This window comes from Azospirillum brasilense, from assembly GCF_003349955.1.
Taxonomy (GTDB): domain Bacteria; phylum Pseudomonadota; class Alphaproteobacteria; order Azospirillales; family Azospirillaceae; genus Azospirillum; species Azospirillum brasilense_B.
Window position 1 is genome coordinate 103757 of sequence record NZ_QLKQ01000006.1, and the last position, 23011, is coordinate 126767.

The following is a 23011-nucleotide window of genomic DNA, read 5'->3' on the forward strand; positions in this document are numbered from 1 at the left end:
AGAAATGGGGCCTCCAGCAAACCTGGGGCGGTTCACTCCAGGAGCGTGCCGAGTTCGCCGTACAGTATCACCTCCAACTGGCCGCGCTTCGGGCCGGGCGTCAGCATGATCTTCTCGATCAAGCCCCGAATGGCATCGGCCGCTTCGTCGCACTCCTCGGGGCGATTCAGCGCTTCGGCCAGACGCGCCACCTTGCGGGCGTATAGCTACGCGATGTTCGGATGAACGTCCGGCAGGTCCATCGGGAATTGAGCGAGGCGGGCGTGCAGTTCGTGCTCCCGCGCCTCAAGCTCCCGGAGCCGTGCCACCAGGGTGCGGCTGCCGGCGCCGCTCTCGATCAGCGCCAGGATGTCCTGGATAGCGCGGGTGACCTTGGCCAACTCCCGCCGCTCCTACACCACCTCGTGGGACACAATCTCCGTGCGGGGGCGTTCGGCAACAAGCGTCCCAGCTGCGATCAGCGCCCTATCCATGGTTGAAAGTCAAATTAAAGTATAGTCAGATACAAATCCTGAGCTGTCGAAAATCATACATGGGTAATCATGGCAAATTCACTGGATTTCATGCCGTGCAATACCTTCGTATCCTAAGTAATGATTTTTGTTTGCTCACGAATCAACGAATCATTGATTGGAGAGATTGACTTATGAACGTTGCATTGACCCAACTCCAGAACGACCGGCTGGTTCACATCCTGGAGAGACTGAAGGCCGGGAACGTCCCGTCGGCGGGCGATCCGGCGCACACGGCGTTCCTGCAGGACAACGCCGAGCGGAGCGGGTTGACCCCCGCGCGCTACCCGGGGCTGTTCAAGGCCATCCGGAGCGGAGGCCCGGCGACGAGCAGAGCGACCGAGAGCAGCGGCGTTGCCGACGGTCAGCGTGTCGAGTTCATTTCGAGCAGCCAGAGCAACAAGGCGGTCACCGCCCGCGCCGTGCTGAGCCGGATCCGGCCGGTGGCCCAGGCCATCGTCTGGCTGAACGTCGTCAACGAGAACGGCGACACCAAGACCTCGCTGGCCTCCGGTGTCGCGGTCAGCTTCGCCACCCAGACGATCTTCGTGGAGACCAACCCGGAAACCGCCCTGCCGCCGCTGCCGACGGGCACGATGACCGGCATCATCTCCTTCGCGATCACCTACCAGGACGGCACGGTCGAGGTGTCCTCGACGGCGGCTCCCTGGGCCTCCCAGGCGTCGTGCGACCCGGTCGTCGTCGATCCCGCCATCCGCAGCGACCGCAAAACCGGCGACCTGAACGACATCGTCATCGGTCTGGCGCGCGGCTACGATAACAACCAAGGTACAAGGAATAAAACCGACGTTGATTACTGGTATTGGCAAAATATGCACGATCTTGGTACAAATCCTCTGCTTGTTCCTCTGTCCGGGAGCATGAGTTTTGACCACGACCTGGCTCCGCTCGACAGCTACCCTCCGTTCTTGGAATTCTACCTGGCTCACAAGGAGGGTGGCATGTCCGAACTGACCGGCGGCGACGCTTCGCGCTACCTGCCGCACTTCCGAATCGACGATTGCGATAAGAAAAAGCTGACGTTCGTGCTGAGGGCGTCCTACAACGATGCGGGCGACGCCATCGAATTCCCTTCCAAAAATTGGGTTGCGGACACGCAGTCCTTCTTCAGCGCCCGCGTCACCGTGACCTTCCAGGACCCTGAAACGCACGGATCGGGCTGGTCGAGCATCGTCAGCTCGCTGTCGCCGGACACCGATCCGAAGGACGGCGTCGCCTTCATCAAGCCCATCGTCTTTGTCTGGCACTGCCTGGTCGCCGGCACGCAGATCACGCTCGCCGACGGCACGACCAAGGCGGTGGAGGACTTCACGTCCGAGGACGTCGTCGTCAGCGGCGATGGAACCCGGCCGGTGCAGGCGACCCTGGCGCAGCCGCACAGCGGGCCGATCACCGTGCTGGAGTTCGCCGACGGCGCCACCCTCGCCGGATCGGCCACCCACCCGGTGGTGACGCCGGCCGGCACGGTCTATGCGGGCGCGTTGGCGGTCGGCGACACGGTGCTGACCCGCCACGGCACGACGACGGTGACCGCCACCCGCCAGGAGACCCAGACCAACGGCGGCCTGTTCAACCTGTGGCTCGTTCCCGAGGGGGATGGGCCGACGACCATGATCGCCAACGGCATCGTGGTCGGCGACTACCAGATCCAGGTCCAGCTTCTGCGGGACGCCGCCCAGGATGACCGCGCCGTCCGGGCCAAGCTGCCGGAAAGCCTGCACGTGGATTTCGACAGCTGGGTGGCCGACCGGATGGCGTCGGCCTGATCCAGGCTCACCGCATCCACGCTCACCGCGCGGCCCGGCGGCTCCAGAAGGGGGCGTCGGGCCAGCGGCCCCCGGCGGTGTAATGGCGGGTCCGCTCGGCCAGATAGCGGCGCAGCGTGTCCTCGGCGCGCCGGGCGTAGCCGATCGCGGCGGCGCGGGCCGCGGTGCCGTCGCCGGAGAACCAGCGCAGGATGGTGTCGGCGGCGGCCAGCGCGTCGTCGAGCGCCCCGGCGATGCCGGAGGAGGTCAGCGGGTCGAAGCCGATCAGCGCGTCGCCGACGGCGATCCAGCCGGCGCCGACCGCCCGGTCGACGTGCTGCGAGGCGGCCGAGAAGACCGCCGGGGCCGCTCCGGCGCCGGGACCGTCTTCCGGCGGCGGAACCAGATCGCGCAGGCGCGCGGTGGCCGCCCAGGCGGAGCGGAAGGCGCCCGCGCCGGCCAGACCGGCGGCGCGGGCGATGTCGTCGTCGGTCATCAGCGTGACGATGGCGCGCCCGCCCGGCAGCACCGCCGCGTACCACCAGCCGATCTCCACCGCCTCCACGAAGGAGCGGCCGCGGAAGCCCCCGCCGGCGGGATCGCCGGCCGGAGCCGCCCCGACCGCCCCGTCGATCTTCACGTCGACCGCCAGGGCGATCAGGCGGTCGAGCCGCCGCCGCCGCGCGCCGAGCGCGGTCGCCAGCGGCGCCCGCCGGCCGCCGGCGTCCACCACCACGCGGGCGGTCACGCTGCGCTGGCCGGCCGCGTCGCGCAGCCCGACGGTCCAGCCGCCCTCCGGCCGTCGTTCGATCCCGGCGAGGGTGGCGGGGGCCAGGAGGCGGGCGCCGCGCTCCACCGCCGCTTCGCGCAGCCAGCGGTCGAAGCGGGCGCGGTCGAGATGCCAGCCATGCCCGCTGCCCCGCCGCAGGAAGTCGTCGGCGGTCTCCCCGTCGCCGCTCCACAGGCTGAGATTGCCGTGATAGGGGCGGTGGCCGAGCCGCCCGAGATCGTCCGGCAGGCCGAGCCGGGCCAGCAGCGGCCCGACGTTGGGCGTCGCCGATTCGCCGACCCGCAGCGCCGCCCGCTCCGGCGAGCCGTGGGCGGCGCGGTCGACCAGGACCACGCGCGGCACGCCGGCCGCGCGCAGAGCGAGCGCGGTGGCGGAGCCGGCCGGCCCCGCCCCCACGATCAGGACGTCCGCCGCGTCCGTGCCCGGAGGCGCGCCCGGCAGCGGATCGCGCGACGCCTCAGGGGACATCGGCCACCAGCGGCCGCGCCGGCTCGCCGATCCCCGCGGTGTCGCCCTGCGAGCCGGGCGTGCGGGGAAGCCGGCGCGCCACCTCGACGAAATAGGGATCGTCGGCGCTGCCGATGTTGAAGACGAAGCCGAGCTGATCCCACAGCTTCACCATGTCCAGGTCGTCGGCGAACTGGATGTAGTCGTCGGCCTTCTGGTTGTACTCGGTGCCGATCCACGACACCTGCGGCCCCAGGGCCGGGCTGGGCTCGACCCGGAGGGTTTGGGGATCGGGCGGCAGATAGACGAATTCCGGCCGCTGCGCCGGCCACCACCACAGGATCCGGCCCTCGATGGGCTGCGACGAGCATTCGTTGAAATCGGCCTGCCAGGGGACGGCCATGTAGCGGCTGACGTCGCCCGGCTCCATGCCCGCCGCCGGATCGAAGCCGAGGCTGAGCGGGCCGGATACGTCCGGCCGCGCCTTGATGCGGAAGGGACCGTCGTAGATGGCCGGGTTGCGGGAGATCCAGGTCATCTCGATGCCCGGCGAGAAGGCGCCGCCGACGCAGTTGGCCAGCACGCCGCGGGTGACCGGATCGCCGGCGGTCCCGGCCGGTTCGGCCCCCTGCTTGATGAACCAGCCGTCGGCCCATTGCTGGAGGAGGAAATACTGGGTGTCGGTCAGGCGCAGGTACTTCGAGGTCGCCACGGTGACGGTGCCGGGTTTCGAGGCGCCCAGCGCGTCGTCGCCGGCCAGATAGGGCATGGCGGTGGCGCCGGTGCTGGCGTTCACCAGGACGTTGTCCGCGCCGGGCGGGCGGATGATGTCGAGGATGTAGGCGCGGAACCCGTTGAGCTTGGGATCCGGATCGCCGAGCCTGGCGAAATCGAAGCTGTGCGGCTTCGGCGGGATCGCCGCGACCCAGGGGTAGCGGGCGACGCGCTCGAAGATCGGCTTGATGTCGGTCTCGAAGAAGGGCTTGTAGCCGGTCGGCCCGGTCTTCCACATCCCGTCCGCGAACAGGTCGGGGCGGAGCCCCTGCTTGCGCACCACGACGTCGAAGATGGTGTCGTACAGCGTCACCAGATTGGGGATCTGCGGCGCGTAGGAGGGCGGTCCGACCATCACCCAGGCGCCGCCGACTTCCACGTCTGGGGGGCCGTCCTCATCGTCCAGCAGGCTGATCTTCACCGACACCGGCCCGTCCGAGGTGTCGTCCCACCAGCCGTCGTTGTTGGCGTATTGCCCGATGTGGGGCGACGGCCTGTCCGATCCGGAATGCCCCAGCCCGCCCAGGACCAGAAGGCGGCCCTCTTCGTCGGTGCGCAGCTCGCCCAGCGTGTCGATGGGGTAGGGCTTCAGCCCCTCGGGAGGAAAGCTGCCGGCGTAGCCCGGCGGGATGGTGTCGCGCGAGAAGTGCTCGGCCGGGGCGTCGCTTCCCTCGATCGAGCGGGGTCCGGCGTCGATGATCAGGGCGCGCCGCTCCTCCGCGCTGGTCCGGTCGGCATTGCGCAGCGGGTGGTTCGACGCGTAGCCGTCCTCACCCTTCGAGGTCTGGAACTCGTACCAGCTCGACTTCTTGTTGGCGAGGTGGACGTACCAGCGGATCGAGGCCACGCCCTCGCTTTTCAACGTGACCTCCTCGGGCGGTCCGCCGTCGACGCTGCGCATCAGGCGGAAGCGCGCCGCCTGCCGGCACAGCCGGCCTTCGTCGTCGCGGAAATCCTGCTCCCCGACGGTCCGGCCGTCGGGCAGGGTGGGCAGGCCGCCCTCCGTCTCGGGGCCGATGTAGAAGGCCGTCGGCGCGTTGCCGACGCGCGCGATGCCGATGGCGGGGACGATGGAATAGACGGTGTTGGACATGGTTTTCCCCTCGCTGTCCCGATCTGGCCGGGCTGGGTGGTGCCGTTTGGGCGGTGCCGGGTTACAGCCCGAGTCCGGTGGCGTCGGAGCGGCTCTTCAGCGTCCGGACGCCGTCGATCACCCCATGCAGCGCCTCCCGGTGTTTGGGGGCCGGGCCCGGCGGGGCGGGCGGCGCCACCGGGGCGACGAGCAGCGCGGGCAGCCCCTGGCCGGCCAGCAGTTTGTCCAGCGCCTGCAGCGCCGCGAGGAAGTCGTCGAAGCTGGCGTCTTCGACATACTCGAAGGTCGGGGCGGCGTTGGGCCCGACCGTTGGGTCGCCGTCGGGGAAGACGGGAAGCTGCATCACCAGATTGGCCAGGGTCGGCAGCTGGTTGTGCATCAGCGGCAGGGCCAGCGTGAAATAGGAGTCCGCCGCGCCGCCCGCCTTGGTGAAGGAGGCCTCCAGGCTCTGCAGCATCACGCTGTAGCCGATGTTGAACGCCTTGACCGCCTGGACGGCCGTGGCGTTGGCGAAGTCCGACACCCGCGGGTTGGAGACGATGGGAAGCGTGTCGGGGAAATCCGGCGCGTCGGCCACGCGCAGGAACTTGTAATAGTGCGACAGCTCGTAGGGCGTGCCGAGGATCGGCCCGTAGGTGCCGTCGGTGCGGGCGCCGTAATGCTCGTAGGCGCCGTAGGGCTGCTGGGGGACCAGCGGATGGGTCGGGTTCACCGCGCCCTCGCCCTGCTGGACGATCTGCTGGATGCCGAGCTGGGCGCTGTCCAGGTCGGTCACCTTCACGGCCTTGCCGCCGAACTTGCCGAGGTAGATGTCGGTGCGCTGCTCGGCCGCCGGATTCTCGACGAAGACCTTGTCCGCGCCGTACTGGTCGACGCAGCGCTCGATGCCGTCCGACAGGGCCTTGTAGAGCTGGCCGATGGTCTGGTAGTCGCTGCCCTGCGGCGGCGCGGTGAAGGGGGCGGGGGTCTCGATCGCCATGAAGACGTTGCGGAACACCGCCTGCGAGGCGCGGTACAGCCCGACATAGGGCGTGGCGGTGGTGCTGGCCGAGGGCAGATAGGCCGGGTAGACGGGCACCACGCTCCCGGTCAGCTTGGGTTGCCCGCCGATGCCGATCAGGATGTTGGCCGCCTGGTTGAGGTGGAACATCTCCTCCACCACGACGCTGCGCAGGGCCTGGTAGGCGGCCGAACCCTTGTCGGTGATCGAGTAGAGCGCCGTCAGATAGGCGGGCACCGTGGTGAATTCGACCTGGATCGCCAACTGCGCGGCGGCGCGCAGATCCGGGAGGGTCGAAATCGGCGTGTAGGCGACCGACAGCGGGGCCGCTGCCTTCCCCTGCGGCCGCTCCAGAAGACATTGCTCAGTCATGGTCCGCGTCCCTCCCGCTCGGTGATGCCGCTCGCGCGCCGCTGATCCGGCGCGTTGATGCGTCGCATGCGCCGACTATCTGGAAGAAATTTTAAAGAATCAACGAGTCAATGTCCGGTGTATGATGAACATACAATGATATGATTTTTGAAAAATCGCACAGTTCTCCGAATTTTATTTGAACGAGTACGAATAATTTCGGGATTTCCGGCATTGTGGATCACGAAAAATTAGATTTCTAAGTATATCGACCTAAATTATTTGGTTTGATTTTCGGAAATGCTCCGACAGTATCGGGCGATACGCAAAAATCGGGAGTTCATGCGCATGGCAAGCGTTCGCGTCGCGGCATGGCCAATCGTAATGATGGGCCTTTCCGCGTTCCTCACCTCCAAGGCGGGTGCCCAGCAGGCCAACATCACCGAAAGCGTGACGATCCAGCAGCAGGAGGTGATGAAGGGTAGCGTGCCTCTGCGGCGGATCCTGGAATCCGGCGCGCATTTCTTCAGCTATCCCTACACCCCGCAGGACGGCTGGGGCGAGGGCGCGGACGGTCCGCGCGCGTGGCAGCGCAAGGCGCTCTACCCGAACTCCCCGTTCAGCCCCTACGCGACGGCGGATGGGAGCGTGCCGCCACCGATCCCCTTCCTGCGCCTGAACGGCATCGACAGCCAGAGCTGCTACGAGTGCCACACCTCGATCGGCGCCACCGTCCAGCCCGACCTCGCCGGCGCCAACCCGCCCGGACCGGCGACCCGCACCCAGCCGGCGATCGGCGGCGCCGCCGGCATCGCCAACACCGCCTTCATCAACAGCCAGTTCCCCAACCCCCTGACCCAGCTGGTCCGCAACCCGCCGCACGTGTTCGGGACCGGCTACACCCAGGCGCTGGCCAACGAGATCACCGGGCAGCTGCTCGGGCAGCAAGCCCTTCTCGCCGACCACGCCCGCTACACGCCCGACAAGCCGGTGACCCTGCCGCTGGCGGCCAAGAACCTGTCCTTCGGCTGGCTGGGCGCCACCTACGACAGCAAGGCGCAGCGGATCGTCTATGATTACAGCCGGCTGACCGGGGTCTCCCCGGATCTGGTCGTGCGCCCGTTCCAGTGGAAGGGCATCGCCTCGTCGGTCCGCCACTTCGCGGCCTCCGCGACCCAGTTCCATTTCAGCATGGAAGGGGTCGAGATCGTCGGGGAGAACAACGACAACGACGCCGACGGGGTGATCAACGAGCTGAGCTACGGCAATGTCGGGGCGCTGACGAGCTTCGTCGCGATGACCCGGCCGCCGGTGGTCGAGACGCCGGCCGATCCGACCGCCAAGGCCAAGGTGGCCCGCGGCGCGGCGCTGTTCGCCGGCACGGCCACCGACGCCGGGCTTCCGGCCGGCAGCGCCATGTGCGCGTCCTGCCATGTTCCGGTGCAGACGCTCGACCGGCCGGTGGTGACGATCGAGTGGGGCACCGTGCTGGGGCATCCCGATCAGGCCGGCTCCGACGCCGGGATCTCGCTGCCCTCGCGGGTCCAGGGGCGCGCCGAGGAAACGCGCAGGCGGACCGTCGTCTCCCCGACCCTGGTCAACGCTCTGCCCAGCACCGACCATCTTCCGGTGGTACGGGAGGCGCGGGCGCGGCTGGCCAAGGCGTCGGCGGATGCCGGCGCGGCCGTCCGCCAGGGCACGCCGGACGCGGCGGTCGCCGCCCTCTACGCCAAGGCGGTCGCCGATGCCGACACGGTTGCGGTCGGCGGTCTGGAGATCAACCTGAACACGCTGGCGAGCCGGGCCGCCCCGTCGATGCCGTGGCGCAATCCGGACGGCGGAAAGGCCGAGGATCAGGCCGGTCCGCTGCCGGCCTACGCCCGCGCCCGGCTGCCCTTCGACACGCCGGAAGGTCCCCTGGCGGTGCCGCTGCTGAGCGACCTGCGCCTGCACGACATGGGGCCCTGCCTCGCCGACATCGCGCCACAGGGCACCGACGTGGCGGACATCGCCGTTCCGCCGCAGCAATTCCTGACCCGGCCCCTGTGGGGCGTCGCCGACAGCTGGCCTTACCTGCATGACGGACGCGCGCTGGATCTGGTTCAGGCGATCCGCTTCCATGGCGGTACCCGCCCGGACGGCATCGCAGCCGAGTTCCCCTACCAATGCGCCGGCAGCGAAGCGGACCCGGTGATCAACGCCTTCTACGCCTTGAGCCCCGACGACCAAAAGGCGCTGCTCGCTTATCTGGCGAGTTTGCGTCTGCCGCCCCTGCCGGGAGCGGTGGTGCCGTTCTGACCGGATAGCGCGCTTCGGCTCCGGCCTGCGGAATGGTGTCGACGCGTTCGAGGATGCGCCGGTCCTTGAAACGGTTGGCCCATTCCACGGCGGAGACCTCGACGGCCTCCAGGCTGCGCCATGGTCCGCGGCGCCCGATCGCCTCGGTCTTGTGGAGGCTGTCGATCGTCTCGGCCAAGGCGTGGTTGCCGCGCTGCCCCTTCGGGTTCGTGGGAATCGCCGACGCCGCCGACGAAGGGTTCGACGCCGGCGTCGGTAAGGGGGCGCTGGCGACCGGCCGCCCCGGGACTGCGCTCGGGAACCGTTCGAACGACCGGTCCTGACCACCGGTGCGGACGGGGAAGCCGGGATCGACCGGATTGAGTCCGCTGGCCGACGAATGGGGGGAAGCGTGTCCGATGTGGTCGTTCGGGGCGGCTCCACAGGCCATGGCGATCACGCCGCGACCGGTTCGAACCCCAAAAGGAACGCGGCGGGCCGAAGCCCGCCGCACATCTTGTGCCGTCAGGGGCAAACCCCCGCGACGTGTTAACGGAAGGACCCCGATCCCCTAGCGGCTAAGCAAGGTGATTGTCGTTCCATACTCAGACTCCCATAGACCCAAACGCACGTCAAGACTGCATCGGCCTTTTCAAAAATAGACTTTAAAAACGGTTGCCATGGCAATTTCCTCCCTAAGGAGAATAATTTATCAGAATTATCGCTCTTTCGGGGAAGTCCGCCATGTCCAAACGTCTCCGCTACCGCCTCTCCCTGGATCTCGGCACCAACAGCATCGGCTTCTGCCTGCTCGATCTGGACGGCGATGGGCGGCCTTGCGCGGTGCGGCGGATGGGCGTGCGGATCTTCCCCGACGGTCGCGATCCCAAATCCCAGGAGTCGCTGGCCGCCGACCGCCGGCTGGCGCGTTCGATGCGGCGGCGGCGCGACCGCTATCTGCGGCGGCGCTCGGTCCTGATGACCGCGCTGGTCGCCGGCGGCCTGATGCCGGCGGACGAGGATGCCCGCAAGGCCCTGGAACACACCGATCCCTACACGCTGCGGGCGCGCGCCGTGGCGGAGCCTCTGCCGGCGCCGGAACTCGGCCGCGCCCTGTTCCACCTGAACCAGCGACGCGGCTTCAAGAGCAACCGCAAGGCCGCCGGCGACGAATCGGAGGCCGGCAAGGTCAAGACCGGCGTCTCCGCCCTGAAGGCCCAGCTTCAGGAGAGCGGAGCGGAAACCTTGGGGGCGTGGCTCGCGGCGCGGCACGCGAAACGCCAGCCGGTGCGGGCGCGGCTGACCGGCAGCGGCGCCAAGGCCTTCTACGGCTTCTATCCCGACCGCGCCCTGGTCCATGAGGAGTTCCAGGCGATCCGCGCCGCGCAGGCTCCGCACCATCCGGATCTGTCGCCGGCGCAGTGGGACCGGATCGAGGCGATCATCTTCCACCAGCGCCCCCTGCGCCCGGTTCGGCCCGGCAAATGCACCCTCTTCCCGGCGGAGGAGCGAGCACCCTGGGCGCTGCCCATCGCCCAGCAATTCCGCATTCTGACGGAACTCGCCAACCTGCGCTTCAACCGGCCGGGCGACATCCCCTGGGGCCTGACGCCCGACCAGACCACCCGCCTGTTCGAACGGCTGTGCCGCAAGGGCGACCTCACTTTCAAGGCGCTGGCCAAGGACCTGAAGCTGCCGCCCGGCGTGGCGATCAACCTGGAGGACGGCAAGCGCGACCGCCTGAAGGGCGACGCCGTCGCCGATGCGCTGTCGGCTGAGAAGGGCAAGAGGCGGCGCATCGGCGCGGCGTGGCACGATCTGCCGCCGGACCGCCAGCGCGCCATCGTCGGCCGCCTGCTCGACAGCGAGGACGAGGGGGAACTGGCCGCCTGGCTGGTGTCCGAACTCGGCCTGAGCTGGGAGGTCGCCACGCTCACGGCGGAACGGCCGGGCCTGCCCGAGGGCTATTGCCGCCTCAGCGAGAAGGCGCTTGAGGAGGTCGTCCCGCTGATGCGCGACCGCCATCTGAATTACAGCGAGGCCGTCGAGGCGCTGGGCCTCCACCATTCCGACTTCCGGCCGGAAAGGCTGCTCGACGCCTTGCCCTATTACGGCGAGCCGCTGGAGCGCTTCATCGCCTTCGGCACCGGCGAGCCGGGCGATCCGCCGGAACTGCGGCTGGGGCGCTTCCCCAACCCGACCGTCCACATCGGCCTGAACGAGCTGCGCAAACTGGTCAACAAGATCATCGAGCGTTGGGGCAAGCCCGAGGAGATCGTCGTCGAACTGGCCCGCGATCTGAAGCAGAGCCGCGACGAGCGCGACCGGACCCAGCGGGAGCAGGCGCAGAACCAACGCAAGAACGAGGAGCGGGCGGAAAAGATCCGGGAACTCGGCGTCGAGGTGAAGGCCGAGTCGCTCCTGCGCATGCGGCTGTGGGAGGAGTTGCCGAAGCATGGCATCGCCAACGTCTGCGTCTATACGGGCCAACCGATCAGCATGAAGCAGTTGTTCAGCGCTGACGTGGACATCGACCACATTCTTCCCTTCAGCAAGACGCTGAGCGACGGCGCCGACAACAAGATCGTCTGCCTGCGCGCCGCCAACCGGTTCAAACGCAACCGCTCGCCCTGGGAGGCGTTCGGCGCCGTTCCGGTGGACGGCTACGACTGGGAGGCCATCGCGGAGCGGGCGGCGCTGCTGCCCCGGAACAAGCGCTGGCGCTTCCTGCCCGACGCAATGGAGCGCTTCGACGGCGAGAGGGGCTTCCTGGCCCGCCAGCTTGTCGAAACCCGGCATTTGTCGCGCATCGCCCGGCAGTATCTCGGCAGCATCCTGCCGCTGGAAAAGGTCCGGGTGGCGCCCGGCCGGCTGACGGCCATGCTGCGGGCGCGCTGGGGGCTGAACAAGATCCTGTCGGACTCGAACCTCAAGAACCGGGGCGACCATCGCCATCACGCCATCGACGCCGCGGTGCTGGGCGTCATCGACCAACGGCTCGTCCAATTGGTGGCCAAGGCGGCGGAGCGGGCGGAGGTCAACGAGCTGGAGCGCCTGTTCGACGGCCTCCCCGATCCGTTCGACGGGCTGGGCGGCGCGTCCTTCGGCGATCAGGTGCGCGACAAGGTGCGCGGCATCATCGTCTCGCACAAGGCGGAGCATGGCTGGCAGGCCCGGATGCACAACGACACCGCCTATGGCCCGGTCGGCGTCCAGCCGGACGGCACCCATCTGGTGGTGACGCGCAAGCCGCTGGCCGGCCTGACCGCCAAGGACCTGCCGAACATCCGCGACCGCAAGCTGGCGGCGGCGCTGGAAGCCCACGCCGCGGAACAGGCGGCGCAGGGCCGCAGCTTCGCCGAGGCGATGAGCCGGTTCGAATGGACCAACGGGACGGTGCGCCGCGTGCGGATGCTCGACAAGCTGGGCAGTCCCGTCCCGGTCCGCGATCCCGCCGGAACGGTGTTCAAGCTCTACAAGGGCGACAGCAACGCCTGGTACGAGATCCTGCGCGACGGGCGCGGGCGCTGGACCGGCCGGATCGTCAGCACCCACGAGGCCTACCAGCTTCACCGGGCGTGGGTGGCGGAAACCGGTGCGGCGCGGGCCGAGGATGGCCGCCCCTTCCTGGACTGGGCGGCCCGGCGGGTGGCGGGCGACGCGGGCACGCCGCTGTTCCGGCTGTTCAAGGGCGACCTGCTGGCGCTGGGCGTTGCCCCCGATCGCCAGATCATGCGGGTGGTCAAGTTCTCGGAAGGGCGGATCGTGCTGGCGCCCCATCACGAAGCCGGAAACCTGAAGGAGCGCGACGCCGATCCGGGCGATCCCTTCAAGTACCGGACCTTCTCCCCGGATGCGCTGCGCAAGGGACAGGCACGCCCGGCCGGTGTCGATCTGCTCGGCTACGTCCACGACAAGGGCCCGATGGAGTGAACGATGGCAAGCGCGGCGGGGATCGTCATCGAAGTGGCGGAGGACGGGCGGCACCTGTCGCTCGACCGGGGATTCATGGTCGTCTCGACTCGCGGCGAAGAAATCGGCCGGGTGCCCCTGGATGACATCGCCGTTCTGATCGGCACCGCGCACGGGCTGACCTATTCCAGCAACCTGCTGCTGGCCTTGCTGGAGCGGGACTGCGTGGTCGTCCTGTGCGGCCGCAACTTCAGCCCGGCGGCGATCCTGTGGCCGGTCGACGGGCATCATGCCCAGGCCCAGCGGATGCGGGCGCAGGCGGAAATCACCGATGCCTTGAGGAACCGGCTCTGGCAGGCCATCGCACGGGCCAAGGTGCGCAATCAGGGCGCGGTGCTGGAGGCGCTGGGTCAGCCGGCCGGAGCCTTCGTCGAGCTGGCGCGGCGAATGCGGTCGGGCGATCCCGAGAACATCGAGGCGCAGGCGGCGCGCCGCTACTGGCCGTTGCTGTTCGGCCCGGATTTCCGGCGCGACAGCGACGAGCCGGGCATCAACGGGCTGCTGAACTACGGCTACGCCGTCCTGCGGGGCGGCACGGCGCGGGCGGTGGCGGCGGCCGGCCTCCACCCGACGCTCGGTCTGAAACATTCCAACCGCTCCAACCCCATGTGCCTTGTCGATGATCTGCTGGAGCCGTTTCGGCCGCTGGTCGACATCCTGGTCCATCGCCTCGTCGCCGAAGGGCGCCTGGAGGTGGATCGGGACACCAAGCGCGTGTTGGCCGGCATCCTGGTGCAGGATCTGCGGACGGAAGCCGGCGTCACCCCCTTGGGGACCTGCCTGTTCCGGCTGGCGTCCTCGCTGGCGCAACTGCTGTTGGGCGAGCGGCCGGTGCTGGACCTGCCGCTGTCGCCGCTGCCGCTCGATCTTGTCTCCCCGCACACTCGCAAGGAGGGCGCGCATGGCACTCAGCGCGTATCGCCTGATGTGGATGATGGTGATGTTTGATTTGCCCACGGTGACGAAAGCCGACCGGAAGGCGGCAGCCAAATTTCGAAACTTTCTGCTCGATGAAGGTTTCGAGATGTCGCAGTTCAGCGTCTATCTGCGCTTTTGCGCCGGCGCCCCGCAGGTCGAGGCGCGAATCGGGCGCATCCGGACGAATGTCCCGAAAAGGGGAAAAGTGCAAATCCTGACCTTCACCGACCGGCAATATCAGACGATGGTGTGCCTGGAAGCGCGGACAAAGCATGAACCCGCTGCGCGTTATGAGCAGTTCAAGCTGTTTTAGCAGAAGGATTTGCGGAGTTGAGTCCACGAAAATCCCCGAATAACGCATATATTTCAATGCGTTATTCGGGGATATATTGTAGCCGCTGGGGGATCGGGGTCCAGCCGCAACACGGCACAGGGGCATGACGACGCCGCGGTGATTGTAGCCGCTGGGGGATCGGGGTCCAGCCGCAACGCCGCGGTGCGCTTCCTGTCTCTGGAACCTATTGTAGCCGCTGGGGGATCGGGGTCCAGCCGCAACCGTCTCCGCTCACAACCCCGTCCGTGGGACATTGTAGCCGCTGGGGGATCGGGGTCCAGCCGCAACTCGCCATCGACGGTGGTGAGCGCGAGCTTTATTGTAGCCGCTGGGGGATCGGGGTCCAGCCGCAACGTGCCGTGGGGGCGGCGGAGAGAGTCGCCAATTGTAGCCGCTGGGGATCCGGGTCAAACCCGCCCCACCGGATCCGGCGCCGGGCATCGGCCGGGCCACACGCTTGCGGTTGACCGTATGGCCAGGATCGCGAACGGCTTGAGCGACCCAGCCGGGGCAATTCCAACGCAGGCGTGTTGACCCATTTCAAGACCAATCGTGGGCTTTCACTGGGACGTGAAACCGGGTTAAGATGACTCCCTTAAGCATGGCGGGGAGGAGACGTGGACCTTCAGGTGCACAGCGAGCGGCAGAACGACACCGGACGGTTGCGCTCGTCTGCCCCTGCGCGCCCGGTCTACGCCGCACTCGACCTTGGCACCAACAATTGCCGCCTCCTCATCGCCCGGCCAATTCCCGGTGGTTTTCGCGTCATCGATGCCTTCTCACGGATCGTCCGGCTGGGCGAAGGGCTGACCCGCAACGATCAACTGTCCGATCTGGCGATGGAACGCACCCTCGCCGCCCTGAAAATCTGCGAGTCCAAGATCGAGCGGCGCGGGGTCACCGCCGCGCGCGCCGTGGCGACCGAGGCCTGCCGCCGCGCCCGCAATTGCAGCGAGTTCATCGACGCGGTGGAGCGGGAAACCGGCATCGCCATCGAGATCATTTCCAGCCAGGAGGAGGGGCGCCTCGCGCTTGCCGGCTGCGCGTCGCTGCTCGATCCGAACGTGCCCCATGCGGTGGTCTTCGACATCGGCGGCGGCTCGACCGAGCTGATGTGGCTGGCGGTGGAGCGGGGGCGGCCGCTGCGCATCCTCGACCAGACGTCCATCCAGTGCGGTGTCATCGGCCTGACCGAGCAGTTCGGCGGCGCCGACGCCGACCGCGCCATGTACCGCCGCATGGTGGAGGAGGTGGCGTCGGCCATCGCCTCCTTCGAGGCGCGCAACGGCATCCGCGAACGGGTGCTTGCCGGGCAGGTGCAGATGCTCGGCACCTCCGGCACGGTGACGACGCTGGCCGGGGTGCATCTCGGCCTCTGCCGCTACGACCGGCGGGCGGTGGATGGCAGCTTTCTGCGCATCGACCACGCCCGCGCGGTCATCGAACGCCTCGTCGCGCTGGACTTCGACGGGCGGGCGCGGCATCCCTGCATCGGACAGGACCGCGCGGATCTGGTGATCGCCGGATGCGCGGTGCTGGACGCGCTGTGCGACTGTTGGCCGGTGGAGCGCCTGCGCATCGCCGATCGCGGCCTGCGCGAGGGCATCCTCGTGGAGCTGATCGGGTCGACGCGGCAAATCTATTAAGGAAATGTAAGACCATGGTTGGAAAGCCTCCGTCCTCCTCGACGCCGGGTGGGCGCCGCGCCACCGTCCGCGTGAAGTCCGCGGCCAAGCGCACCACCTCCTCGGCCCGCTGGCTGGAGCGGCATCTGAACGACCCCTACGTGCACGAGGCGACGAAGCGCGGCTTCCGTTCCCGCGCCGCCTTCAAGCTGCTTCAGCTCGACGAGAAGTTCCATCTGCTGGGGCCGGGCAAGCGCGTGGTCGACCTCGGCGCCGCCCCCGGCGGCTGGACCCAGGTGGCGGTGGACAAGGTGCAGACCGGGCGCGAGGGCTGGAAGGTCGTCGGGCTGGACATCCTGCCCATGGACCCGCTGCCCGGCGCCACCACCATGCAGGCCGATTTCCTGGAGGAGGGTGCCGCCGAGCGGCTGAAGGAAGCGCTCGGCGGCCCCGCCGACGTGGTGCTCAGCGACATGGCCGCCCCGACCATCGGGCACCAGTCCACCGACCATCTGCGCATCATGGCGCTGGCCGAGGCCGCCTACGATTTCGCGGAGGAGGTGCTGGCCCCCGGCGGGGCCTTTGTCGCCAAGCTGTTCCAGGGCGGGGCGGAGAAGTCCCTGCTGGAGCGGCTGAAGCGCGATTTCGCCACGGTGCGCCACGCCAAGCCGCCGGCCAGCCGCGCCGAATCCTCCGAAACCTATGTGGTCGCCACCGGTTTCCGTGGGGCGAACGCGAACGATTAGGTCCACCTCCGGCTGCGGTCCGTTCGCGCAGGTCATGGCTGGCTTGCGCGGATGAGGCCCGGCACACGACAGTTTGTGGTTCAGGCGCCTTCACAAGCCCACGGTCTTGTGTATAGTGCGCCAAATTTTTTTCCGGCCCCTTTTTATCTCCCGGGAGACCGCCGATGGCCCGCTCGTCCACGATCCGCGAAGCTCTGACCTTCGACGACGTCCTCTTGGTTCCGGCCGAAAGTTCGGTCCTGCCGAACGAGGTGGACACCCGGACGCGCCTGACCAAGACCATCGAACTGGGCATCCCGCTGATGTCCTCCGCGATGGACACGGTGACCGAAAGCAGCCTCGCCATCGCCATGGCCCAGGCCGGCGGCATCGGCGTGGTCCACCGCAACCTGACCATCGAGCAGCAGGCCGAGGAGGTCCGCAAGGTCAAGCGGTACGAGTCCGGCATGGTCGTCAACCCGATCACCATCACGCCGGGCCAGACGCTGGCCGACGCGCTCCAGCTCATGGCCGACTACCGCATCTCCGGCATCCCGGTGGTGGAAAGCCGCGACTCCCGCGGCAGCGGCAAGCTGGTCGGCATCCTGACCAACCGCGACGTCCGCTTCGCCACCAACCCGAACCAGCCGGTCAGCGAGCTGATGACCAAGGACGTGGTGTCGGTGCGCGAGGGCGTCAGCCAGGACGAGGCCAAGCGCCTGATCCATCAGCACCGCATCGAGAAGCTGCTGGTGGTGGACGAGGCTCACCGCTGCATCGGCCTCATCACGGTCAAGGACATGGAGAAGGCCCAGGCCTATCCCAACGCCTGCAAGGATGCCCAGGGCCGCCTGCGCGTCGCCGCCGCCACCGGCACCGGCTCCGACGGGCTGCGCCGCGCCGAGGCGCTGTTCGACGCCGGCGTCGACGTTCTGGTGGTCGACACCGCTCATGGCCATTCGCTGAAGGTGCTGGATCAGGTGCGCGCCGCGCGCAACATGTCCAACTACACCCAGGTGATCGCCGGCAACGTGGCCACCGCCGAGGCGGCGAAGGCGCTGGTCGATGCCGGCGCGGACGCTGTCAAGGTCGGCATCGGCCCCGGCTCGATCTGCACCACCCGCATCGTCGCCGGCGTCGGCGTTCCGCAGCTCACCGCCATCATGGACGTGGTCGAGGCCTGCGAGAAGATGGGCATCCCGGTGATCGCCGACGGCGGCATCAAGTTCTCGGGCGACCTCGCCAAGGCCATCGCGGCGGGCGCCAGCGTGGCGATGCTGGGCAGCCTGTTCGCCGGCACCGACGAGAGCCCCGGCGAGGTCATCCTCTACCAGGGCCGCTCCTACAAGAGCTACCGCGGCATGGGCTCGGTGGGCGCCATGGCCCGCGGTTCGGCCGACCGCTACTTCCAGCAGGAAGTCTCGACCATGAAGCTGGTGCCGGAAGGCGTCGAAGGCCGCGTGCCCTACAAGGGTCCGGTGTCGGCGGTGATCCACCAGCTCGTCGGCGGCCTGCGCGCGGCCATGGGCTACACCGGCAGCCAGTCCATCGCCGAGATGCAGACGAAGTGCGAGTTCGTCCGCATCACCAACGCCGGCCTGCGCGAGAGCCACGTCCACGACATCACCATCACCAACGAGTCGCCGAACTACCGTCAGGGTTGATCGGGCGCTCCTTTGGGGTAAGGGTCGAAAAGGCGAGGGGACGGTCCCCTCGCCTTTTTCATGTCCGGGTTTCAGCGTTTCTCCGTCAGCGGTTGGCGGCGAAGTGGCTGAACAGCGCCACGCTGGCCGCGACGGTGGCGTTCAGCGATTCCACGGCGCCCGTGGTCGGGATGGACAGGCGCTGGACGGGCAGGGCGGCGGGTACGCCCTGACCCTCCTCGCCCAGCACCAGACGGACGTCGCGCGGCCAACGGAAGGCCGCCATGTCGGCGCCCCCGGCGTCCAGCGCGACCAGCGGCCCGGCGGACCGGTGCACGTCCTCCCACCGGCCGCCGCGCAGCAGGGTCAGCTCGAACTGGGCGTTCGACGCGGCGCGCAGGCATTTGGGATGGTAGGGGTGGGCCGCGCCGTCGAGCAGGATCACCCGCCGGGCGCCGAAGGCGGCGGCGCTGCGCAGCAGGGCGCCGAGGTTGTTGGGATCGCCGAGCGCGCAGATCAGCTCCAGCCCTTGCGGCGGTCGCGACAGGTCGATCGACGGCGTGTCCGGCACCGTGCCGACGAGCAGGGGAAAGCCGGTGCCGGGAGCGTCCAGCGTGCGGAACAGGGCGGGAGCCAGTTGGACGATCTCCAGCCCGGCGGGCAGGCGCCAGCCCTCGACCTGCGCCGGATCGGTGAGAAGCAGGGTGGAGAAGCGCTCCGGCCAGCGGGCCAGCGCCTCCGGCACCGTCTTCAGTCCGGCCAGCAGGAACTTGCCCTGTTTCTTCAGGCCGCGGCTCTCCAGCAGCGACTCCCACAGCTTGAACTGCGGATTCTGCGGGCTTTCGATCAGGCGCGGCGGGCGGGTCATGCGGGGCAGGCTTTCCAGGGCGGGCGGTCGTCGTGGTCGTGGACCTTACGGCGCGGGGCGCCGCGTTGGGAAGGCCGATCCGCCTTCATAGCCCTCTCCCCTCTGGGGAGAGGGTGCCCGCGAAGCGGGCGGTGAGGGGGTTCCGCATAGCGGAACGTCCGGCAAAAGTGCAACCCCCTCACCCCAGCCCTCTCCCCAGAGGGGAGAGGGAGCTTCAAACGCGGAAGCCCTGCGGCCACAGCCCTTTCTCCCGCCGCTACGCCGCTGCTATCATCGTGAACCCACGGAAAGGCGACGCCGATCATGCTTGCGCTGCGGCCCAACTGCGAATGCTGCGACCAGGATCTGCCCCCGGACTCCCGCGATGCTTACATCTGCTCCTTCGAATGCACCTTCTGCGGCGACTGCCGGGATGGGGTGCTGAAGGGGCACTGTCCGAACTGCGGGGGCGAACTGGTGCGGCGGCCCATCCGCCCGGCTGGAAAGCTGGTCAACAACCCGGCCTCGACGCAGCGGGTGCTCAAGGCCGGCGGTTGCCCGCCCGCCTTCTGAACGGCGCTCAATCCAGGCGCCGGCCGAGGAACAGCAGCGGTCCCCGCTGGGTCGCCGCGGTGAAGCCGGCGCGCTGGTAGAAGCTGACGTTCCGCGCGAACACCCCGGTCACCAGATGCAGGCCGGGCAGGCCATCGGCGCGGCAGTCCTCGGCGAAGCGGTCCACCAGCGCCCGTCCGATCCCATGATCGCGGAAGCCGGGCCGGACGTTGACGTGGAGATGGGCGGGAAAGGCGGCGAAGCGGTCGGCGAAGACCTCGTATTTCGGGATGATGCGGGCGAGGTCCACCGCTGCGGCGCTGTCCTTGCAGCCGGTCAGATAGCCGATGATGGCGCCGTCCTCGGCCACGGCGAACCACAGGTCGTCCGGCGCCCGCTCCACATACCAGCCCGTCCAGGTGCGGAAGAAGGCCGCGCGCTCCTCCGCCGAGGCGAAGTCCTTGCGCAGCGTGGACAGGAAGAAGATGTCCTCCAGCGCGGCGAGGGCGGCCTCCCGGTCGGGCAACTCCGGCAATCGTACCAGCATCGGCGGCCAGACCTCAGCGGCGTTGCGCCAGCGTGAAGGAGGTGGTGCGCGGCGCCAGCATCGTGTAGCGGCCCTTGGCCTTCATCACGCCGGCGCCCTCCGCGGCTTCCGCCCCATGGCCCCAGAACAGGTCGCCGCGCACCGCCCCCTTGATGGCGCCGCCGGTGTCCTGGGCGACGACGAGGCGCTTGATTTCACCCTGCGGCACCGGCGCCTCGCGCACGTCCAGCCAAAGCGGCACGCCCAGCGGGACGTAGCCCGGGTCCACGGCGAGGCTGCGGCCCGCCGTCAGTTCCATGTTGCGCGCGCCGCGCGCGCCGACGTCGGGGCGCATCTGGAAGAAGACGTAGGACGGGTTCATGTTCATCACCCGCCGGGCCTCGCCGGGATGCTCGGTCAGCCAGCGGCGGATCAGCGGCATGGTCACCTGCTCCGGCGTGGCGTAGCCGATGTCGATCAGGTGCCGCCCGATGGGGACGTAGCGATGGCCGTTCTGCCCGCCATAGCCCAGAGCCACCACCGACCCGTCGCTCATCCGCACCCGGCCCGACCCCTGGATTTCCAGGAAGAAGGCGTCGATGGCATCGTCCACCCACAGGATCTCCAGCCCCTTGCCCTTCAGCGCGCCGTCGGTGATGCGGGCGCGGCTGGGCAGGCCGCGCTTGGTCCGTTTCGGCACCTTGTAGAGGGGGACGGTGTAGCGCTCGGTCCGCGTCCAGCTGCCGCGCAGCTCGACCTCGTAATAGCCGGTGAACAGCCCCTCCTGCCCCTCGGACAGGACGACGGGGGTGAAGTGATCCTCGAAGAAGCGGCGGGCCGTCTCGGGTTGGGCATCGGGCAGGCCGCGCAGCGCCTCGCAGATCGGGCGCCAGTCCGACGTGGTGCCAGCGGCGGGATTGGGGCCGAGCGGCTTGCCGGCGGGCTGCGAGGCCACCCAACGGCAGGTGCGATGAAGGGCGGGCAGGGCCTGCGCGTGGTCGTCGTCGATCCAGCCCGGCAGGCCGCGGAAATCCGCCGAGACCTTCTCCATGCCGGGCCGCCATGAGGCCGCGGTGACGCCGCCGCCCGGTCCCGATCCGGTCGCCGCGTCGCCCGCACAGCCCGCCAGCAGGCCAAACGCAAGAAGGGTGGAGACGCGCGCCAACGCACGCGCCATGACACTGCCGACCGCAGCCGTCATCGCGGACCCCGCACCAGATTTCAAGAAGACGCCGAAGAAGAGGGAGCGCTGGACTTGCCGCCCGCAAGAGAGCCGGGGCAAGAACAACCACCCCTTTTTTGCCTCAATCATGGGATTGCGGTCAACCGCTCTTCGCGCGGATGGTTTCGATCGGGCCGTCTTGTCACAGGGCGCGCGCCTGGGGTGGCGACTCGAAAGACAGCGACTCGAAAGACAGCGACTCGAAAGGCTGCCGCGCGTGCGCGGGGGATGACAACCGCCCCCCGCTCGGGTTATCGAGCAGGGAATCTATCCGAGGACCATCCCATGACCCCCGCCGCCCGCCTTCAGGCGGTCATCGACCTGCTGACCGAGATCGACGAAACCCCGCGCCCCGCCGACGCGGTGATGAGCGCCTATTTCCGCGCCCGCCGCTACATCGGGTCGAAAGACCGCACCGCGGTGGCGCAGACGGCCTACGCGATCCTGCGCCGGCACGCCCGGCTGTGCTGGTGGCTGGAACGTCAGGGCCACCCGCCGACCCCGCGCGCCCGCGCGCTCGCCAACGAGATCCTGGCCGAGGGCAAGGCCGCCGCGACGGTGAAGGCGCTGTTCGGCTCCTCCAAGTTCGCCCCGGACCCGCTGGCGCCGGAGGAGGCGAAGCTCGCCAACGAGCTGGACACCCACACGCTGGACCATCCGCAGATGCCGGAGAGCGTGGCCGTGGAGTGCCCGCCCTGGGCGGAGGAGCCGATGCGCGCCGCCATGGGCGACCGCTTCGCGGTGGAGATGAAGACGCTGCTGGACTCGGCACCGCTCGATCTGCGCATCAACCCGGTGAAGGCCAACCGCGAGAGCGCGATCAAGGCGCTGGCCCGCGCCCAGATCACGGCGACGCCGACGCAGTGGTCGCCGCTGGGCCTGCGCGTCCAGGGCCGCCCGCCGCTGGGCGCCGTCGACGCCTTCAAGGACGGTCTGGTCGAGATCCAGGACGAGGGCTCGCAGCTCGTGGCGATCGCGGTGGCGCCGAAGCCGGGGCAGCAGGTGGTGGACTTCTGCGCCGGGGCCGGCGGCAAGACGCTGGCCATCGCCGCGCTGATGAAGAACAAGGGCCGCGTCGTCGCCTGCGACGTGCTGGCCGGACGCCTGAAGCGCGCCGCCGAGCGGTTCCGCCGCGCCGGGCTGCACAACATCGAGGCGCACCCGCTGTCCAGCGAGCGCGACCCCTGGGTGAAGCGCCACAAGCGCAAGTTCGACCGCGTTTTGGTGGACGCGCCGTGCAGCGGCACCGGCACCTGGCGCCGCAACCCCGACAGCCGCTGGCGCCAACTCGGCCCCGGCCTGGCGGAACTGGTGCCGCTCCAGGCGAACATCCTGGACAGCGCGGCCCGTCTGGTGAAGCCCGGCGGGCGGCTGGTCTACGCCACCTGCTCCCTGCTGCCGGAGGAGAACGAGAATCAGGTCGCCGCCTTCCTGGAGACCCACCCCGACTTCACCGTGCTGCCGGTCGCCGAGGTCTGGGCGGAGGAGGGCGCGGGCACCCCGCCCGCCGAAGGGCCCTACCTGCGCCTGACCCCGGCCCGCCACGACACCGACGGCTTCTTCGCCGCCGTGATGGTGCGCAAGGCGGAGGAGGAGCCGGCGGAAACGGCGGGCGAAGAAACGCCCGAGTGACAGGA

At 68.9% G+C, this 23011-nt stretch carries 18 protein-coding genes, 1 pseudogene and 1 CRISPR repeat array; of the genes and pseudogenes, 10 read left to right on the forward strand and 9 right to left on the reverse strand.

The features are described from left to right. Positions 1-32 precede the first annotated feature (32 nt). Positions 33-191, reverse strand: coding sequence for a hypothetical protein (locus tag DXK32_RS31990; protein WP_162801075.1), 159 nt, complete (start codon positions 189-191; stop codon positions 33-35). Between the two features lie 15 nt (positions 192-206). Continuing rightward, on the reverse strand, positions 207-380 hold the full coding sequence (locus tag DXK32_RS31995) for a hypothetical protein (RefSeq protein ID WP_162801076.1): 174 nt from the start codon (positions 378-380) through the stop codon (positions 207-209). A gap of 266 nt (positions 381-646) precedes the next feature. Between DXK32_RS31995 and DXK32_RS04485 the strand changes: the two genes are divergently transcribed. After that, positions 647-2299: a Hint domain-containing protein gene (locus tag DXK32_RS04485; protein WP_114857442.1), complete on the forward strand. Its 1653-nt coding sequence runs from the start codon at positions 647-649 to the stop codon at positions 2297-2299. A gap of 22 nt (positions 2300-2321) precedes the next feature. Here the strand turns inward: DXK32_RS04485 and DXK32_RS04490 are convergent, their stop codons facing one another. The 3 genes from DXK32_RS04490 to DXK32_RS04500 all read right to left on the reverse strand — a co-directional run bounded on the left by DXK32_RS04490 (position 2322) and on the right by DXK32_RS04500 (position 6754). Then, complete coding sequence (locus tag DXK32_RS04490) at positions 2322-3536, reverse strand: FAD-dependent oxidoreductase (protein WP_114857443.1); 1215 nt, start codon at positions 3534-3536, stop codon at positions 2322-2324. Continuing rightward, on the reverse strand, positions 3526-5382 hold the full coding sequence (locus tag DXK32_RS04495) for a LodA/GoxA family CTQ-dependent oxidase (RefSeq protein ID WP_114857444.1): 1857 nt from the start codon (positions 5380-5382) through the stop codon (positions 3526-3528). The genes DXK32_RS04490 and DXK32_RS04495 overlap by 11 nt, the downstream gene beginning before the upstream one ends. A 61-nt stretch (positions 5383-5443) precedes the next feature. After that, entirely contained in the window at positions 5444-6754 is a 1311-nt protein-coding gene (locus tag DXK32_RS04500) for a ferritin-like domain-containing protein (RefSeq protein ID WP_114857445.1), read from the reverse strand. Between the two features lie 363 nt (positions 6755-7117). Here DXK32_RS04500 and DXK32_RS33655 point away from each other — a divergent pair, with 363 nt between their 5' ends. Further along, positions 7118-9031, forward strand: coding sequence for a di-heme oxidoredictase family protein (locus DXK32_RS33655; protein ID WP_114857446.1), 1914 nt, complete (start codon positions 7118-7120; stop codon positions 9029-9031). 4 nt (positions 9032-9035) lie between these two features. On the opposite strand, the pseudogene DXK32_RS32930 reads toward DXK32_RS33655, so the two are convergent. Then, positions 9036-9291: pseudogene (locus tag DXK32_RS32930) on the reverse strand (IS3 family transposase); the annotation flags it as partial. Positions 9292-9754: 463 nt separating this feature from the next. On the opposite strand from DXK32_RS32930, the gene cas9 reads away from it, so the two are divergent. The 6 genes from cas9 (at position 9755) to guaB (ending at position 18248) form a co-directional block, all read left to right on the forward strand. After that, positions 9755-12943: a type II CRISPR RNA-guided endonuclease Cas9 gene (cas9, locus tag DXK32_RS04515; protein WP_114857448.1), complete on the forward strand. Its 3189-nt coding sequence runs from the start codon at positions 9755-9757 to the stop codon at positions 12941-12943. Positions 12944-12946: 3 nt separating this feature from the next. Then, the gene (cas1, locus tag DXK32_RS04520) at positions 12947-13930 is read left to right on the forward strand and encodes a type II CRISPR-associated endonuclease Cas1 (RefSeq protein ID WP_114857449.1); all 984 of its coding nucleotides are present in this window, start codon (positions 12947-12949) and stop codon (positions 13928-13930) included. Beyond that, positions 13884-14213 (forward strand): CRISPR-associated endonuclease Cas2, encoded by a 330-nt coding sequence (gene cas2, locus DXK32_RS04525; protein ID WP_114857450.1) that lies wholly within the window; start codon positions 13884-13886, stop codon positions 14211-14213. The genes cas1 and cas2 overlap by 47 nt, the downstream gene beginning before the upstream one ends. A 75-nt stretch (positions 14214-14288) precedes the next feature. Continuing rightward, positions 14289-14588: direct repeats of the CRISPR family, unit length 36 nt; unit sequence ATTGTAGCCGCTGGGGGATCGGGGTCCAGCCGCAAC. 263 nt (positions 14589-14851) lie between these two features. Further along, positions 14852-15880 carry a Ppx/GppA phosphatase family protein gene (locus DXK32_RS04530; RefSeq protein ID WP_114857451.1) on the forward strand — a complete coding sequence of 343 codons (1029 nt, stop codon included), beginning with the start codon at positions 14852-14854 and terminating at the stop codon, positions 15878-15880. A gap of 14 nt (positions 15881-15894) precedes the next feature. Continuing rightward, positions 15895-16605, forward strand: a complete 711-nt coding sequence (locus DXK32_RS04535; RefSeq protein WP_114857452.1) for an RlmE family RNA methyltransferase — start codon at positions 15895-15897, stop codon at positions 16603-16605. Positions 16606-16769: 164 nt separating this feature from the next. After that, on the forward strand, positions 16770-18248 hold the full coding sequence (gene guaB, locus DXK32_RS04540; RefSeq protein WP_114857453.1) for an IMP dehydrogenase: 1479 nt from the start codon (positions 16770-16772) through the stop codon (positions 18246-18248). Between the two features lie 85 nt (positions 18249-18333). On the opposite strand, the gene DXK32_RS04545 is transcribed toward guaB, so the two are convergent. Next, the gene (locus DXK32_RS04545) at positions 18334-19095 is read right to left on the reverse strand and encodes a TrmH family RNA methyltransferase (RefSeq protein WP_114857454.1); all 762 of its coding nucleotides are present in this window, start codon (positions 19093-19095) and stop codon (positions 18334-18336) included. A 303-nt stretch (positions 19096-19398) separates the two neighbouring features. Here DXK32_RS04545 and DXK32_RS04550 point away from each other — a divergent pair, with 303 nt between their 5' ends. After that, positions 19399-19647, forward strand: a complete 249-nt coding sequence (locus DXK32_RS04550; protein WP_205215645.1) for a DUF1272 domain-containing protein — start codon at positions 19399-19401, stop codon at positions 19645-19647. Positions 19648-19654: 7 nt separating this feature from the next. On the opposite strand, the gene DXK32_RS04555 is transcribed toward DXK32_RS04550, so the two are convergent. Both DXK32_RS04555 and mltA read right to left on the reverse strand, forming a co-directional pair. Continuing rightward, complete coding sequence (locus DXK32_RS04555; RefSeq protein ID WP_114857456.1) at positions 19655-20173, reverse strand: GNAT family N-acetyltransferase; 519 nt, start codon at positions 20171-20173, stop codon at positions 19655-19657. A 13-nt stretch (positions 20174-20186) separates the two neighbouring features. Beyond that, the gene (mltA, locus tag DXK32_RS04560; protein ID WP_247876972.1) at positions 20187-21329 is read right to left on the reverse strand and encodes a murein transglycosylase A; all 1143 of its coding nucleotides are present in this window, start codon (positions 21327-21329) and stop codon (positions 20187-20189) included. Positions 21330-21659: 330 nt separating this feature from the next. On the opposite strand from mltA, the gene DXK32_RS04565 reads away from it, so the two are divergent. Next, positions 21660-23006, forward strand: a complete 1347-nt coding sequence (locus DXK32_RS04565) for an RsmB/NOP family class I SAM-dependent RNA methyltransferase (protein WP_114857458.1) — start codon at positions 21660-21662, stop codon at positions 23004-23006. Positions 23007-23011 lie beyond the last annotated feature (5 nt).